Annotated in this window: 18 protein-coding genes; 2 read left to right on the top strand and 16 right to left on the bottom strand. The window is 34.7% G+C overall.

Annotated elements, in window-relative coordinates; translation table 11 throughout:
* Positions 1–2 precede the first annotated feature (2 nt).
* From M0D21_RS17740 to M0D21_RS17730, 3 genes are all read right to left on the bottom strand, one after another.
* The gene (locus M0D21_RS17740) at positions 3–260 is read right to left on the bottom strand and encodes a DUF4212 domain-containing protein (RefSeq protein WP_248332036.1); all 258 of its coding nucleotides are present in this window, start codon (positions 258–260) and stop codon (positions 3–5) included.
* 11 nt (positions 261–271) lie between these two features.
* A complete protein-coding gene (locus tag M0D21_RS17735) occupies positions 272–1504 on the bottom strand; it encodes a hypothetical protein (protein ID WP_248332035.1) in 1233 nt (410 codons plus the stop codon).
* A gap of 110 nt (positions 1505–1614) precedes the next feature.
* Positions 1615–2034: a transposase-like zinc-binding domain-containing protein gene (locus M0D21_RS17730; protein WP_248332034.1), complete on the bottom strand. Its 420-nt coding sequence runs from the start codon at positions 2032–2034 to the stop codon at positions 1615–1617.
* Positions 2035–2252: 218 nt separating this feature from the next.
* On the opposite strand from M0D21_RS17730, the gene M0D21_RS17725 reads away from it, so the two are divergent.
* Positions 2253–2612, top strand: coding sequence for a hypothetical protein (locus M0D21_RS17725; RefSeq protein WP_248332033.1), 360 nt, complete (start codon positions 2253–2255; stop codon positions 2610–2612).
* Between the two features lie 3 nt (positions 2613–2615).
* Here M0D21_RS17725 and M0D21_RS17720 read toward each other — a convergent pair whose 3' ends face one another.
* The 13 genes from M0D21_RS17720 to M0D21_RS17660 form a co-directional block, all read right to left on the bottom strand.
* Entirely contained in the window at positions 2616–3521 is a 906-nt protein-coding gene (locus tag M0D21_RS17720) for a hydroxypyruvate isomerase family protein (protein ID WP_248332032.1), read from the bottom strand.
* A 64-nt stretch (positions 3522–3585) separates the two neighbouring features.
* Positions 3586–4473 carry a carbohydrate kinase family protein gene (locus M0D21_RS17715; protein WP_248332031.1) on the bottom strand — a complete coding sequence of 296 codons (888 nt, stop codon included), beginning with the start codon at positions 4471–4473 and terminating at the stop codon, positions 3586–3588.
* A 119-nt stretch (positions 4474–4592) separates the two neighbouring features.
* Positions 4593–5870, bottom strand: a complete 1278-nt coding sequence (gene argH / locus M0D21_RS17710; protein WP_248332030.1) for an argininosuccinate lyase — start codon at positions 5868–5870, stop codon at positions 4593–4595.
* A gap of 19 nt (positions 5871–5889) precedes the next feature.
* On the bottom strand, positions 5890–6954 hold the full coding sequence (locus M0D21_RS17705) for a M20 family metallo-hydrolase (RefSeq protein WP_248332029.1): 1065 nt from the start codon (positions 6952–6954) through the stop codon (positions 5890–5892).
* A 3-nt stretch (positions 6955–6957) separates the two neighbouring features.
* Complete coding sequence (argB, locus tag M0D21_RS17700; RefSeq protein ID WP_248332028.1) at positions 6958–7740, bottom strand: acetylglutamate kinase; 783 nt, start codon at positions 7738–7740, stop codon at positions 6958–6960.
* Between the two features lies 1 nt (position 7741).
* The gene (locus M0D21_RS17695; RefSeq protein WP_248332027.1) at positions 7742–8686 is read right to left on the bottom strand and encodes an N-acetylornithine carbamoyltransferase; all 945 of its coding nucleotides are present in this window, start codon (positions 8684–8686) and stop codon (positions 7742–7744) included.
* On the bottom strand, positions 8679–9473 hold the full coding sequence (gene proB, locus M0D21_RS17690; protein ID WP_248332025.1) for a glutamate 5-kinase: 795 nt from the start codon (positions 9471–9473) through the stop codon (positions 8679–8681). The genes M0D21_RS17695 and proB overlap by 8 nt, the downstream gene beginning before the upstream one ends.
* Positions 9451–10647 (bottom strand): glutamate-5-semialdehyde dehydrogenase, encoded by a 1197-nt coding sequence (locus M0D21_RS17685; protein WP_248332023.1) that lies wholly within the window; start codon positions 10645–10647, stop codon positions 9451–9453. The genes proB and M0D21_RS17685 overlap by 23 nt, the downstream gene beginning before the upstream one ends.
* Before the next feature lie 2 nt (positions 10648–10649).
* Complete coding sequence (locus tag M0D21_RS17680; RefSeq protein ID WP_248332022.1) at positions 10650–11789, bottom strand: aspartate aminotransferase family protein; 1140 nt, start codon at positions 11787–11789, stop codon at positions 10650–10652.
* A gap of 23 nt (positions 11790–11812) precedes the next feature.
* Positions 11813–12607, bottom strand: coding sequence for a pyrroline-5-carboxylate reductase (proC, locus tag M0D21_RS17675; RefSeq protein WP_248332021.1), 795 nt, complete (start codon positions 12605–12607; stop codon positions 11813–11815).
* 2 nt (positions 12608–12609) lie between these two features.
* Positions 12610–13587, bottom strand: coding sequence for an N-acetyl-gamma-glutamyl-phosphate reductase (gene argC, locus M0D21_RS17670; RefSeq protein WP_248332020.1), 978 nt, complete (start codon positions 13585–13587; stop codon positions 12610–12612).
* Positions 13588–13589: 2 nt separating this feature from the next.
* Positions 13590–14774: an argininosuccinate synthase gene (locus M0D21_RS17665; RefSeq protein WP_248332019.1), complete on the bottom strand. Its 1185-nt coding sequence runs from the start codon at positions 14772–14774 to the stop codon at positions 13590–13592.
* On the bottom strand, positions 14762–15403 hold the full coding sequence (locus M0D21_RS17660) for a GNAT family N-acetyltransferase (protein ID WP_248332018.1): 642 nt from the start codon (positions 15401–15403) through the stop codon (positions 14762–14764). Before M0D21_RS17660 ends, M0D21_RS17665 begins: the two co-directional genes overlap by 13 nt.
* Positions 15404–16001: 598 nt before the next feature.
* Here M0D21_RS17660 and M0D21_RS17655 point away from each other — a divergent pair.
* Complete coding sequence (locus tag M0D21_RS17655) at positions 16002–17030, top strand: polysaccharide lyase family 7 protein (protein ID WP_248332017.1); 1029 nt, start codon at positions 16002–16004, stop codon at positions 17028–17030.
* Positions 17031–17162: the final 132 nt, after the last annotated feature.

The following is a 17162-nucleotide window of genomic DNA, read 5'->3' as shown; positions in this document are numbered from 1 at the left end:
GATTACTCGTCGTAACCATATTTTTTGTCCAGTTTATTCATCAATCGCACATAAACGAAGATTAGAATCACAAAAGTGTAAATAGACCCTTGCTGAGCAAACCAGAAGCCAAGTTTAAACCCTCCTAGTCTTATATTGTTTAATGCATCTTTAAAAAGTATACCCGCTCCATAGGAAACTACAAACCAAATAATAAGAAGAACTACCAGGTACTTTAAGTTCTGTTTCCAATAAGCAACTGCTTTTTGTTTATCTGTCATAACTTTATATTTTATAAGTAAATCATCGCTTGCAGGGTAACAAAACTTTGCGCATCATTATCCCCGTATTTTGTATTTAAATACTCTAAAGTAATTTTAGAATGATGCCCACTGAAATAAGCATTTGCACCTACTCCAAAAGTTGTGGCATTATCATCAATCGCGTCTATCGATCTCGTGTTAAAAGAAGCATAAGGTTGAAACTTGGTTTTTTTATTGTCATTGGGGATAACATAACCAACGTGTCCATAAATCATGGAACCTGTTTCATAGGTTTGTCCTAAGGTAAAGTTTTTTCCGTAATCATTATTTTGATATGTAGCATAAGCCGTAATTGCAGATCCATTTTCTCCTAATGGAGCATCATAAAAAGCGTCTACCGCAAAAATGGCTACATCTTCACCTTCTAATTCTCCCGTACTATTTGCTACTACACTACCTTCTGGGTGAAAGAAAAAACCAGCTCCTACATTAAAAACCTTTTTACCTCCCAGATAGGTACCTACTTTGTAAGGAAGGAAATTCGATTCCTGATCAAAAAAGTTATAATCAAAATAGCCTGCAAAGTTTTTCCCAGCATCTTTAGAGCCAAGTAGTCTTCTACCCGCATATACTGCCGGGCCATCTGGGGTCGGATCTGTAGTTTCTTGTAAATTATTGGTTCCAGATTCATTAATAGATACTCGATATTGAAGTTTTCCAAAAGTACCTTTGGCATAAATACCAATATGTCGTGCGAATTGATCGGATAACCCGATGGTTGCCCAGGATTGTCGATTATTATCAAGAGTCATAATATTTAAAGTACTCTGATTATTAAGTCTTGATATTCCATTCCAATAATGAAGACCTGCTCCAATAGAATGATTAGCGTTTAGATTGTATTGCCCCCATACTCCGTGAAAAAAAAGCTGAGACTCCTCTCCTCGCCCTAAAGGACTTTGGTTATTTGCGTTTAAACTATTGAGTCCGAAATGAGTTAGAATTAAAAAATCTTTGTTAATCTGAGCATAGGTCAAAATCCGCGCCCTTCTGATGCTCATGCTTGTATTACTGACATCGTCGGGAACGTCATCTTGGTATCTCGCCCAAAATTGTGCCCAAGATATAATTCTAAAATATTTAGAGCCATCTTCATTGAGTTTTACTTTTAGTCCACCATTATAATCTGGCGAACCCTGGGAATACGTATACTGGAATGTAAAAAATATGGAAACTACCAGTATGATTAGCTGTTTTCTCATAGAGTTTAAAAGATTAGATTAGTAATAAATTGATTTTGTGCGCGATACTAATCTCTTAAAATCTACTAGTTAAGAAAAAACTAATATATTTATTCGTTAATTTACTATAGTTAATCTCTAAAACGTTCCCATTTGATTAGCATAAACTTATCTCCTAATTCAGTTACAACTACTCCTGCTCCCGATAAGTTTTGTACTTCTCCGAAGTAGGCAGATAACTCCGAAGCGCTAAGAATTTTATAGGTAGGATGATAGTTTGAGTTATAAGGACGTTTAATGTTATATTTTTTTACCCAATTCATGATGCTTACATGTGAAATCCCCAAAATACGTTCAATCTCTCGATAGGTTAATCCCTCTAAATACAACTGTAAAGCTTTGTTAACATAATAATCATCTATTCTTTTCCCAATTTTATTTACAGAAAAGAAATACCCACAAGATTTACATTTAAATCGCTGACGATTGTTAACTATTCCACTTTTAATATAATCTTCAGAATTACAATTTGGGCAAGATGTAATTTTCATATATATTTATTTAGCATAAATATATCAATTTAGCAATAAATATAACAACTATAACCTAAATTTATTATTAAAAGCCCAGTGTTTATCTTAAAAAAACACACTATTCTCACGATCTTTCACAAACTAAAATTATTGAAGCTTCGTTTTACATACGTTATAGTTTGATTTAATACAATAGATTTATTAGCTTTTCAGCTTAAAAATAACCTTTACGCCCCATGAGTAATAAAAAAACCACTCAATATGCCATATATGCTGTTGCTGTTCTGTGTGCTGCTTTGATCAATGAGTACATTATAAAGTACGTCAAAAAACATATTGATCAACAAGGATATCTTCTGGTATTGATAGATATGATTATTGTAGTATTAATTTTTGCACCTGCGTTTGCTTTCGTTTCTAAATACACAAAAAAATTCTCTCAAGCATATCTTAAAACCTCAAAAAAATTCTCAACTAGTAATAAAAGAGGGACCTTATTAGGATTCACAATCGCTATTTTTATTCTTTTTATTCTTTATGCACACCTAAGGCACAATATTGACGTGATTAACGATATAAAATCTCTAGTTCCTTAATTTTTAGACATCACAGATTGAAATTGCTTCTTTTAACGCTGAGAGTTTATCATTATTGGTGGGTATAAATTCTTGCGCTACGTATCCGCTGAAGTTTGTTTCGAGTATGGCCTTCATAATTGCGGGGTAATTCAACTCTTGGCTAGCATTAATCTCATTTCTTCCGGGAACTCCTCCAGTATGATAATGATTAATATGCTCATGGTATTTCTTAATGGTTGAAATGATATCTCCTTCCATAATTTGCATATGATAGATGTCATATAACAATTTAAAATTGTTTGAACCTATTTTCTCTACCAGAGCGACTCCCCAGGGAGTATGATCACATTGGTAGTCTGCATGATCTACTTTACTGTTTAGCAACTCCATAATAAGAGTTACATTATTTTTCTCTGCGTGTTTTACCAAAGTATCCAGTCCCTTTGCACAATGCTCCAGCCCTAGCTCATCAGAAATTTTATTTCGATTCCCAGAAAACACTATAACTTGTTGTATTCCGGCATGAGAGGCTTCGGAAATTAATTTCAGGTACTTTTGCTGCAGTATTTCATGATTTTTAGGATCATTGAATCCATCTACAATGCTTGCAAAAGAATCAGTTGCCAACGAACAGTTCAAACCTTTTTCCTTTACTATCCCCCATTCATCAGGTTTCAAAAGATCTATTGCCTTAAGGCCTAAATCTTTTCCTTTTTCGGCAAATTCTTCCAGAGCAATATCCTGATAACACCATCGACAAGCAGAATGATTTATATTTCCTTTTAATTGGGATAATTTACCATCAATCACATGCTCTGTTGCACTTTTAGATTCATGATCAAGTGCAGGAACTCCTATGCTCATAGCTCCCAGGCTTAAAGATATATTTTTAATTACCTGTCTCCTATTAATTTTTGAATTAGACATAATGAGAAAATTTGTGCGAATGTTTTTTTAAAGATACTATTTAAATAGCATACAGTAGCATAACTTAACTCTGTTCTTTTATAAATTCATCTATTTGGGATTGAGAAAATATAGGATTTGCACCTTCACTTCCTGCGACCATAGCTCCAATAAGACATGCTTTATCAAGAGATTTTTGAGGACTCTCCTGTAGAATCAAATTTGAAACGAGTGTAGCCAAAAAGGAATCTCCTGCTCCGACAGTATCAACAACAATTACCTTGTAACCAGTGTTATGATAAAATTCATTGTCATAAAACAAAGTGGCTCCCTTACCCCCTTTTGTAACACAAATTTGACTGGTATTTGTTTTATTAGCTATAGATTTTATGTTGTTTTCAATATCATTCTCTTGAATATGTAAGAGATCACATAACTCCTCTAGTTCTTCATCGTTGAGTTTAATAAAATCCGCCTTTTCCATAAGTTCTAAAAGCTCGTCTTCGGAGTAGTGAGGTGGCCTTAGATTAACATCCATGATTTTATATTTTGCTTTTTGAAGCAAAGCTAACAATGTAGTTCTTGATACCTCATTACGACTAGCCAAACTACCGAACACCAAAGCATCAGATTGTTCTACTTCTTTTGAAATCGCATCTGAGAATTCGATAAAATCCCAAGCAACAGGCTCACTTATTTCGTATGTCGCGGTATTGTTTTCATCTAATGTAACCACTACCTCACCCGTTTTATACACATGATCTATTTGACAAGTATGAATACCAACACCTTCTTTTTCTAGATGTTTCAATATATTATTACCTAACTCATCATTTCCAACTCTAGTAATTACAGATGTTTTTATACCCATCGAATACATCCTTAGAGCTACATTAAGTGGTGCCCCTCCTATTTTTTTGTGTTCAGGGAATATATCCCAAAGTACCTCTCCAAAGCATGTTATTCTCATCATATTAAAATTTCCTTCTAATTTAATATTAATCCTTTAATAAAAACAACCCCCACAGGTTAACAACTCCTCTGGGGGTCTAGGCTGAAACTAAAAATTAAACTAACTCAACTTACACTCAATTAAACTTGTTTCAGCTTCTCTTCTATATGTTCTAAGCATAAATTATTTATGCTTCCAATGTGTGTATGTTTGGTGTTTTTATCCGGTTGGTATCGTCCCTCTTCTATTTCCTTCCCAATTTGTACATAGGCATCTCTAAATGAAAGTCCGTTTTTAACCAACTCATTCAGAGTATCTACACTAAATAGATAATCGTACTTATTGTCATCTAAAATATTTGTATTCACAGTTACATTTTTCAAGGCATATATTGCCATTTCCAGAGAAGCTTTAATATCTTGTATTGCAGGAACAACTCCCTCTTTTAGTAACTGTAAGTCTCTATGATAACCACTAGGCAAATTATTGGTCAACAAGGTTAATTCATAGGGTAAAGCCTGTATTTTATTACATTTTCCTCTTATGAGCTCAAATACATCTGGATTCTTTTTATGAGGCATAATGCTAGATCCTGTAGTAAATTCTGAAGGAATACTCATAAAATCAAAATTCTGACTCATATATAAACAGACATCCATTCCCAACTTTGATAAAGTACCTGCTATACTACTTAAGGCAAAAGCAACCGATTTTTCAGACTTACCTCTACTCATTTGCGCAGCTACTACATTATATTTTAATGTAGAAAAATCTAATTCTTTTGTTGTAAAATCTCTATCAATAGGAAACGAACTCCCATAGCCAGCAGCACTTCCCAAAGGATTTTGATCTACTACTTTAAGGGCAGCGTTTACGAAGTATAAATCATCTACAAAACTTTCGGCATAGGCAGAAAACCACAACCCAAAAGAAGAAGGCATTGCTATTTGTAAATGTGTATATCCTGGCAGTAGCACATCTTTATATTGATCTGCCGATTTCAATAAATTTTGAGATAACTCTTTTACCAATACTTTAATTTGCTGCAGTTCATCTTTAAGATACAAATGCATTGCTACCAAAACCTGATCGTTTCTAGAGCGAGCAGTGTGTATCTTTTTTCCTGCATCTCCAATTCTTTGCGTTAATTCGAACTCGATTTTGGAATGTACATCTTCAAATTGCTGGTCGATAGAAAAAGTTCCAGCCTCAATTTCTATCATTAACTTTTGAAGCTCTCTTTCTATATCTACAATTTCATCGTTGGAGAGAATTTTCACCTTATGAAGCATTTTTGCATGTGCCAAAGTTGCTTTTACATCGTATTTGGCAATTACCAAATCTAACTGTCTATCATTTCCTACGGTGAAGATATCTATTTTTTGATCTGTTGGTAATCCTTTATCCCAGAGTTTCATTCTTTCTATTCTTTATTCCTTAAACAATACCTTCTAGTATTTCTATATATAATTCAATTCCGTTTTCAATTTCACCTACATAAATAAATTCATCAGCAGAATGTGACCGAGTAGAGTCTCCCGGCCCCAGTTTTAATGATGGGCAACTAAGTACCGATTGATCTGACAAGGTGGGAGAACCATAGGTCGTCCTGCCCAAAGCAATCCCAGATTGTACAACAGGATGATCGATAGGTATCGATGAAGACCCAAGATGTAACGACCTTGGTTTGACAACTACATTTTCGGGCATTGCTTCTTGTACAATACTCAAAACTTCTTCATTCTTATATTTATCATTTACCCTAATATCAACTACTAAGTTACACGTAGCAGGAACAACATTATGCTGTTTCCCAGCATTAATCTGAGTAACGGTCATCTTAACTTTACCAAGTGTTTCAGAGGTTTTTTCAAACTCATATTCTTTAAACCACTCTATTACCTTAAGAGCATTGTAAATAGCATTATCATCGTTAGGATGGGCTGCATGACTTGCAGTACCCTTTACGGAAACATCTAGTACCAGTAATCCTTTTTCTGCAACTGCTAATTGCATTAAAGTAGGCTCTCCAATAATACCAAAGGATACATTTTTCAAATATTTCAATACACTTTTCAATCCTAATGGACCACTACTTTCTTCTTCGGCAGAAGCAACAATTACAAAGTTGTATTTCAAATCTTTTCTGTCAAAAAAATAGGTAAAGGTGGCCAATAAGGAAACCAAACACCCTCCAGCATCATTACTCCCTAAACCGAATAATTTCCCATCTTTGGTAAAGGCTTTAAAGGGATCGTTTGTATAATTACCATTTGGTTTCACAGTGTCATGATGCGAATTCAATAAAATAGTAGGTTTCGAAGTATCGAAATACTTATTATAAGCCCAAATATTATTGTTTTCTCTTTCATAATTTATACCATGCATCGTAAACCATCCTTCAATTAATACCGCGGTATTATCCTCTTCTGAAGAAAAAGAAGGTGTCTCTATTAATTGATGTAATAACTCTATGGCACTATTTATTAACTTTTCTTTCATTGTTTATAGGCTCAATGTGGTGTGTTTAATTGTTTGGTCTTTAATAAAATCGGCGTTAGCGATATGTACACTGCTCACATTTTTATGTAGGGCATCAAAACAGTTTTGTAGTTTAGGTAACATTCCATCAGCTATCACCTCATCATCTCTAAGTTTGGTATATTTTTCTAAATCTATGTTTTCAATTACAGAATCTTTATCGTTTATATTTTCTAGTACCCCTTTAAGTTCAAAACAATAAAAAAGAGATACTTCAAAATCTTCACTCATAGCAGAAGCGATTTCTGAAGCTATCGTATCTGCATTTGTATTAAATAATTGTCCGTTACCATCATGAGTAACTGCACAAAACACTGGAATAATCCCGATATCCAATAAACCTTTAATAGTAGTATGATTTACATTAATCACATCCCCTACGAATCCATAATCAATAAACTGAACTGGTCTTTTTTCAGCTACGATCACATTGGCGTCTGCTCCGGTTAACCCTAATGCATTACAATTATTTTTTTGTAACCCCGAAACTATCGCTTTGTTGATCAAACCTCCGTAGGTCATAACAACAATATCAAGATTCTCGGCAGAAGTGATTCTTCTACCATCAATCATTTCTGTCTTCACTCCGAGTTTTGATGCGAGCCTAGTTGCAGATTTACCTCCTCCATGGATCAAAATTTTTGGACCTTGAATCTTAGAAAAATCCCTTAAGAATGTGGCTAAAGCATTTTGATCTTCTATGATGTTTCCTCCTATTTTTGCTACTAATAATTTTTGCCTTTCCATACTACTTTGCTTCAAGAATTTTCTTCAAAACCAATTGTGCTGCATAGGTTCTATTGTTTGCTTGTTCTATTACGATAGAATGTTCTCCATCTAACACTGCGTCATCAACCACTACATTTCTTCTAACCGGAAGACAATGCATAAACTTAGCTTGATTGGTAAGTTTCATTTTACCTTCGGTAATTCTCCATTGTTGATCACTCCCTATTTGACCATAATCTGAATACGAACTCCAATTCTTCACATACACAAAGTCGGCATCTTTTAACGCATTTTCCTGGTTGTAATCAATGGGCACGTCTTTGGTAATCTGACTGGCTAACTCAAATCCCACAGGGTGGGTAATTACAAAATCTGCTTCCATTCGTTGCATCATTTCAACAAAAGAATTGGCAACTGCCTGGGGCAAAGCTTTTGGATGCGGTGCCCATGATAATACAACCTTTGGTTTCCTAACTTTTTTATGTTCGGTAATGGTAATCGCGTCAGTCAATGCCTGTAATGGGTGCCCTGTTGCACTTTCCATATTGACTACCGGAATGGTAGCATACTCAATAAAACTCTTTAAAACCTTCTCTTTATAATCCTCTTCTCTATCTTCTAGCTTTGCAAAGGCTCTGATTGCTAGCACATCACAATATTGAGAAACAACCTGAGCAGCTTCTTTAATATGTTCTGAATTTCCCTGATCCATAACAACTCCATCTTCATATTCAAGCGACCATCCTTCACCTGTAAAATTCATAACCATAACATTCATACCAAGGTTTAGTGCTGCTTTTTGTGTACTTAAACGGGTACGAAGGCTTGGATTGAAAAACAATAACCCAATGGTTTTATTCTTCCCCAAATAATTATGCGACAAAGGGTTTTTCTTTAATACTATCGCTTCATTTACCCAATCATTAAGGGCATCAATATCTTGTACAGAAAAATAATTATTCATTATACACTACTTTTGTTATTCTTGTAAATGGCACAGTTTCATTAATTGCATTCATCATGAAGTTATCTTCAAGACCATTTACTATCCATGTTTCAATATTTTCATTTTGCGCAATTCTTGCTGCTTCTATTTTTGTTTTCATTCCTCCTGTACCATGACTCGAAATTGAAGTTGCTACTTCTTTTTGTAGCTCATCAATATCATATATTTCTTCAATAGTTTTGAAGGTTTTATTTTCTACAGATTCTTTGGTACAAATCCCATTAGTATTGGTAGCGATTACTAACATATCTGCATCTAGTAAAGCAGCTGTTAACCCCGCTAGTTTATCATTATCACCAAATTGTATTTCATCTGTCGCTACAGTATCATTTTCATTTATGATCGGAATGTAATTGTTGTCTAAGAGTACATTTATTGTATTTACAATGTTCACCTTAGATTGTTCTCTTTCAAAATCTGAATAGGACAATAAACACTGTGACGTAAGCAACCCTAAATCCCTGAAGCTTTCCTGAAAAATCCTCATTAAATGCGGCTGACCAATTGATGCTAATGCCTGTTTGATATTTATTTCTTTTCCGTTACTTTCTAAATTCACGAATTGTTTCGCCACAGCAATGGCACCAGAGCTCACAATCACAAATTCATATTCGTTTTGCAAAGCCACAATTTGCCTTCCAATATCTTCAATCTTACCTCTGGAGATTTGATTGGTCTCTTTGGTAAGTGTATTCGATCCTATTTTTAAGACAATTCTTTTTTTATCTAATCTGACCTTCTCCATGTATATACCATTTGTTGGTTACCAAATGTTGCAAACCAATAGGCCCTCTTTGATGCAACTTATCTGTACTTATAGCCAATTCTCCACCTAATCCGAGTTGAAAACCATCGGTAAAGCGGGTAGAAGCATTATGATACACCGCAGCACAATCTACCGAAGTCATGAAATCATTGGCAATTCCATTATTTCTTGTCATGATAGCTGCAGAATGCCCTCCGCTATATGTATTGATCTTACTAATAGCTTCGTCTAAACCATCGATCTCACCGATTACAATTTTGTAATCTAAAAACTCTTCAAACCAAACATCGGCATCCTTTATAGGAGTTACCTCTTCATAATTAATTAGAGACTGGTCTCCATGTATTTCTACATTGTAATTTTTTAGTGAGGTGATAAGATTCCTAACAAAATCCTCCTTGTTAGGTAAATTTTTATCTATCAACACCTTATCTACAGCGTTACAAGCAGATATTTTATCTGTTTTTCCATTAACAATATTATCTAAAGCTAAAGCTCTATCGGCTTCGTCATGAACATATACAAAGTTGTTACCTCTTCCACTAACGATTACCGGACAGCTCGCATGTGTTTTCACAAATTCTATAAGTCTATCTCCACCTCTAGGCACAATGAGATCTACTTTTTGAGTTGGTTTTTGTAGAAAATCCTGAGTTTGAACTCTATTATAATTTAAATAAGTAACCCAATCGACAGGAATCCCTGTACTAGAAAGTGCCAGATGCCAAAGTTTGACAATCTCTTCATTAGAATTCAAGGACTCTTTTCCTCCTTTAAGTAAGATTTTGTTCCCAGATTTAAATGCAATTCCAGCAGCTTCAACAGTAACATCTGGTCTTGATTCGTAAATAATTAATACCGTTCCAAAAGAAGCCGTTTTATTGTAAACCTGCATTCCATTATCATGAGTAAATCTAAACCGTTCTACTCCCAAAGGGTCTTCTTGCGATGCTAATTGCTTTAAAGAAGTGATCATTCCTTCAATCTTGTCTGAATCAACCTTTAATCTATCAAACATAGCTTTATCATTACCAACATAGCTTTCTATATCCTTTTGATTTGCGCTAATGATATGTTGTCTATTCTGATCTATAAGAACAGCCATTTTTTCTAATACCGAATTTCTTTGTGCTATACTCAATACTAAACTCATCTTTATACTTTTTCTACAATTAACACCTGTTGTAATGCTTCGATAAACTGATCTATTTCCTGTTTACCAATAGTAAGCGGAGGTAATATTCGAAGTAACTTTTTATTCATAGCTCCTCCTGTGAAAATATGTTGATCATAGATAAGTTTCTTACGTAAATCTGAAATTTGAAAATCAAACTCCAGTCCTACCATGAGTCCTCTACCTTTCATTTTCAAAACTCCAGGAAGTTGGGACACTACAGAAGCAAAGTACTCTCCGGTTAATCTAGCATTATCGATTAGGTTTTCGGTTTCAATTACTTCCAAAACAGCCAAAGCTGCCGCACAGGCAAGATGATTTCCCCCAAAAGTGGTCCCTAGCATTCCATAGCTAGATTTAAAATGGGGTGCAATCATGATACCACCTATTGGAAACCCATTTCCCATTCCTTTAGCGATTGAAATAATATCAGGAGTAATTTCATGATATTGGTGAGCAAAAAACTTTCCCGTTCGACCATATCCAGATTGTACCTCATCAAGAATTAGCACTGCTCCAAATTCATGACACAAGGCTTCTAATCCTTTAAAAAAGTCAGTATTTCCTTCATCCAGACCACCTACCCCTTGAATAGGTTCGATAATAACAGCACAGACATCACCCTTCACCAACTCAGCTTGGACTAACTCTAATTTATTTAAAGGTAAAAAGGTGACGTTCTGCTGTTTATTTAAAGGTGAATTGATTTTTTCATTGTCTGTAGCTGCTACAGCTGCAGAAGTTCTCCCATGAAAACCATTTTCAAATGCAATCACTCTTGATTTACCTGTATTAAAAGAGGCTAGTTTTAGTGCATTTTCATTTGCCTCTGCTCCAGAGTTACACAAAAACAACTGGTAATTTTCATATCCAGATAGTTTCCCAAGTTTCTCTGCTAACTGCACCTGAAGGCTATTCTGAACCGCATTGGAGTAAAATCCAATTTTATCAATTTGTTCTTTTAGTTTATTTACATAATGAGGGTGTGAGTGCCCAATAGAAATTACCGCATGACCTCCATAAAGATCCAGATATTCAGCCCCATTCTTATCGATAACCGTTGCATCAAAAGCTTTTACTGGTTCTACCTCATATAGTGGATATACATCAAATAACTTCATAATATAATCTTATTGTTGGTTAATTATTTTATGGTGTTTATTTTCTCATATGACGCCATAACTCCTTTGATCACCGAGGAACTAAGTCCTTGATGTTCCATTTCATTTAGTCCTTCGATGGTGCATCCCTGGGGAGTAGTAACTTTATCAATCTCTCTTTCTGGGTGTGTTCCATTTTCTGCTACCAGTGTAGCAGCGCCAATAGCAGTTTGCACGGCTATTATTTGTGCCTCGTGAGGATGAAATCCCATTTGAATACCTCCTTGAATCATAGCTCTTAGAAATCTCAAAAAGAAAGCTATTCCACTAGCTCCCAAAACAGTAGCAGCTTGCATGAGTCGTTCTTCTATAACCAATGTTTCACCTATTGTATCAAACATTTTGGCAACCATATTCAATTCTTCTTTCACATCGTCATTGGCAGAGATACAAGTCATAGATAGTTTTTTCGCTGCTCCGGTATTAGGCATAACACGTACCACTTTATTATCTGGTAATACTTCATTAATTTCAGCAATCGAAGTTCCTGTTACTGTAGAAATAAGAACCTGCACAGATGTAACATGCCCTTTAATTTCTTGTAACACGGTATCTAGTTGCCTGGGTTGTACGCATAGTATTACCCATTTCACATCCTTAATAGAGGAAATAATATCTTGCGAGGTCGAAACACCAAGTTTTTCTTCAACTTCCTTTAAATTATACTTCGACTTATCGACAACAGTAATATTTTTTGCTTCAAAAAGGTCACTATTTGCTAATCCTGATATAATAGATTTACCTAAGTTTCCTCCTCCTATTATTGTTATTTTATCCATTTCTAAAATGCGCTTGCTTTTAATTCTAATCCTGTTTTTTCTTCTAATCCAAACATTAGATTCATATTATGTATTGCTTGCCCAGACGCTCCTTTAATCAAATTATCGATAACCGAAGTGATCAATAACATACCATTCTTCTTAGTGACATGCAGAATACACTTATTGGTATTAACCACTTGCTTTAGATTAATTTCATAATCTGAAACTATAGTGAACTTTGCCTCTTTATAAAAGCTCCTATATAACTGTAAGGCTTCCTCTTCTGTACCATCAAATTGGGTATATAGAGTTGCATAAATTCCTTTACTGAAATTCCCTCTATTTGGAATAAAAAACAGCGGAGATTCAAAGTTTTGTTGTTTCTGTTTTATACTTTGCTCTATCTCATCCAGATGTTGGTGCGTAAATACCTTATAACTTGAAAAATTGTTATCTCTCCAACTAAAATGAGTTGTGCTTCCAGGTACAACTCCTGCTCCGGTACTTCCGGTGGTTGCATTTATATGCACCGCTTTATTTAGTTTTCCTTGAGACGCTAATGGTAATAATGCAAGTTGAATTGCTGTAGCAAAGCAACCAGGGTTTGCAATATGATCAGCCTGCTTGATTTTTTCCCTATGTAATTCAGGTAAACCATAAGTAAAATCATTACCTAAAAAACTTGCATCTTTGGCCAACCTAAAATCATTCCCTAAGTCTATTACTTTAGTAATCCCAGAGAACGTATTGTTTTCTAAAAAACTCCTTGATCTTCCATGTCCCAAACAAAGGAAGACTACATGTACATCAGGATTTATTGTATTGGTAAAATTTAAATCTATTTCTCCAACTAAATCAGGATGTTGCTTTGCAATACTTGATCCAGCATTGGTAGTACTAAATACAAAATCTATATCTACCATTGGGTGATGTACTAATAGTCTTAGCAACTCTCCTGCAGTATACCCTGATCCTCCTATAATTCCTACTTTTATCATGATTACTCTGGGTTTACGTTGTGGTATATTTTATTGGCATTGCCATATATTTTGATAAACCCTTTTGCGTCATCGGAGGTCCAAGAATTATTCATTTCTCCATATTGACCAAAATCTGATTTCATCATATCAAAATTCGATTCAATTCCTTCAAGGGTGAAGTGATAGGGTTTTAATTTCACCTTCACATCCCCAGTAACCGATTTCTGAGAATCTTCAAGAAATACTTCAATATTTCTCATAACCGGATCAAGATAATTTCCTTCATGAAGTAACATCCCATACCAATTTGCCAATTGTTCTTTCCAATATTGTTGCCATTTTGTTAATACATGTTTCTCCAATAAATGATGTGCTTTAATAATTACTAGTGGAGCAGCAGCTTCAAAACCAACTCTTCCTTTGATTCCGATAATGGTATCACCTACATGTATATCTCTTCCTATGGCAAAAGCTTTGGCCAGCTCCTCAAGTTTTTGAATATTTTTTACGGGTGTATCTTCAATTCCATCAAGCCCTACCAACTCACCTTTTTCAAAATTCAAAGTGATGATTTCTTCTTTTTCTTTTTGAAGTTGACTAGGATATGCATCCTCTGGAAGAGCGCTATGTGAGGTAAGTGTTTCTTTTCCTCCAACACTTGTTCCCCAAATCCCCTTATTAATTGAATACTGAGCCTTTTTCCAACTATAATGTACTCCATGTTTTTCTAGATAAGCTACTTCTTCTTGTCTAGAGAGACGTAAATCCCTAATCGGAGTAATAATTTCGATTTCTGGAGCTAAAGTTTGAAAGATAACGTCAAATCTTATTTGATCATTCCCCGCTCCGGTACTACCGTGAGCAATATATTTTGCCCCTACTTTTTTGGCATAATTGATAACTTCTATCGCCTGAAAAATTCGCTCGGCACTTACCGATAAGGGATATGTATTATTCTTTAAAACATTTCCGAAAATTAAATACTTAATCGCTTTTTCATAAAACTCCTGGAGTATGGTTTTATTAACATGAGAAGAACTTCCCAACTCATAGGCTCTTTTTTCGGTTTCAATCAATTCTTCATTCGAGAAACCTCCAGTATTCACTAAGATGGTGTGAACTTCTAAGTTTTTCTCGTTGATGAGATATTTTACACAATATGAAGTGTCTAACCCTCCACTATATGCCAATACTACTTTTTCCATAGCACTAATTGTTTATTGTTTGAAAGCATAGTTTGCTTGATTCTTTTTAATCTTTTTAAAACTTTTTTATCGTACCACTTTCTGGTTTTTGTTTTTTCCTTTGCTGGGTCATACAACATCCCAGTGCAAAGACACATCTTATGATCTTTGGAAGTAAGAATATCGTAATTGGTACATGTTTTGCACCCAGACCAAAACTTTGGATCATCTGTTAATTCTGAAAACGTTACAGGTTTGTAACCTAAATCGGAGTTAATTTTCATCACTGCCAATCCCGTTGTTATTCCAAATACCTTTGAGCTTGGGTATTTTTTTAGGGAATAATCAAACGTAAATTTTTTAATTTTTTTGGCTAATCCTTGATTTCTAAAATCGGGGTGCACAATAAGACCCGAATGGGCTACATATTTTTCATGTCCCCACACTTCTATATAACAAAACCCAGCAAAACGATCTTTGGATAAAGCGATTACCGCATTACCGTTTTTCATTTTGGTTTGAATATATTCAGGAGTACGCTTAGCAATACCAGTCCCTCTGATTTTTGCAGAGTTAGATATTACTTCGCATATTTCCTGTGCGTACTGAAGATGATCTTCATTAGCTATAATGATGTCTACCTGTTGCATAAACGTACCTCCGTTTATCAAAAAGTTATAATAATTGTATCTTATTTGTGTAGTGGTATCCGAAGTATGATACAGAAGAAAATACGCTTTAAAACACTCTATTATAAAGAGTACTTTAAATATCTTCTATATACATTTGGATGTCTCTCGGGGAAGCAGGACGCACCTACTTCAAATGAAAATTAGACCCCCAAGGGGCGACGAAAGCGGCGTGTGGGTATATTGATATTACCTAATGCGTTCAAGGGTTGAACGTTAACTTCTGAATAAAATATTTTTGCCGTTTTCATGATAGTAACTCTAAATCGTCGGCCGAAGCCCCTTTCGTTAACTAATAGTGCAATATTACGTAAAAACTTTTTACTAAACTAAAAAATTTAGAAAAAGACGTTATTAATAAGTTTTTCTCAAAAAACACCTAAAAAAATTAGACATCATATAACAAAATGATAAAAAAACAGAGAATCAAAAAACAACATATCAATACTATATTTTGTCCACATTTATAACAAACTATATGATTAATAGTTGTTTAAATTGGTTGACCAATTAAATTTTACTACTTTTACACATTCAAAAAAAGTAAACCCAAAATACTATGAAACATTTAAAATTACCCCTACTTACCTTTATTCTTGTTTTTTCATGTACTTTTTACAATTGCTCGTCAGATGATACTCCTGTAAATGATCAAGAACAAGGGAGCGACACCAATGGCGGTTCTGATGAGGACAATAACAACGATAGTGACGGAAGTAATGATGGAGATGGAAACAATGGAGATGAAAATAATGGAGACGGGAACGACGGAGACAGTAATACAGATGGCACCGATTCAAGTTCTGACATCCCATACGTAGCACTAAATTTAACCAGTTGGAAAATAACATTGCCAAGAGACTTAAGTGGTGATGGTAAAGCAGATGAAGTATACTTAGATGCTACCAGAAATGATTATGCTCAAGATCCAAGTTTTACAGAATATAAAGACGAGTTCTTTTTTGTTGAAAATGGAAATGTAAGATTTCTTTGCCCCACAGAACAAGGCACACCAACCACCAGTAATTCGTCGAATACTAGAAGCGAGCTAAGAGAAATGCCCTCCAACGGTGATGGAGAAACCGGCTGGGATGCTACAGATTCAAAAATAAAAACACTTACTTTTAAAGTAAGAATAATTCAAACCTCTTCTACCAAAAAGTTTGCCTTTGCTCAAATTCATGATTTTCAACAAGACGTTTGGGATGATCTTTTAAGAGTTCAGATACAAAGTGATAAGGCTTTTGCCAAAGAAGGAGATACAGGTAGAATATATCTACTTGGTGATGTTATAGAAGGCGAACTTTCTGATGGTTTTCCTATAGATTTCAGAAGTCAAAACTATGCAGATCGGTATATCAAAAACGATTACGTCTTAGGGGATTGGTTAACATTTAAGATAACAGTACAAAATAGTACATTAAAGATTTATCTGGATGATATGAGTACACCTATACGAAGCTATGACAACATAACGTGCACCAGTAATTATTACAAAGCTGGATTGTATAACCAATCTGTTAATGATACAAGTACCGGAAATGGAATCGTAGAATTTAGTGAAATTACAGTTTCAGAAAACTTCTAAAGCTCTCGTTCTTTAGCTACAACAACAAGTTAATATAGTTGCCTGACTTCTACAATATTTTGAAGTCGGGCATTTTTTTTGCAATATCCTGATATAGAATAATTAGGTGCGACATGCGTTTACCTATTCGGA

The organism is Aquimarina acroporae, from assembly GCF_023195925.1.
GTDB lineage: Bacteria > Bacteroidota > Bacteroidia > Flavobacteriales > Flavobacteriaceae > Aquimarina > Aquimarina acroporae.
Note: the sequence above shows the minus strand (reverse complement) of the source record. Positions and strands in the feature narration are given on the sequence as shown.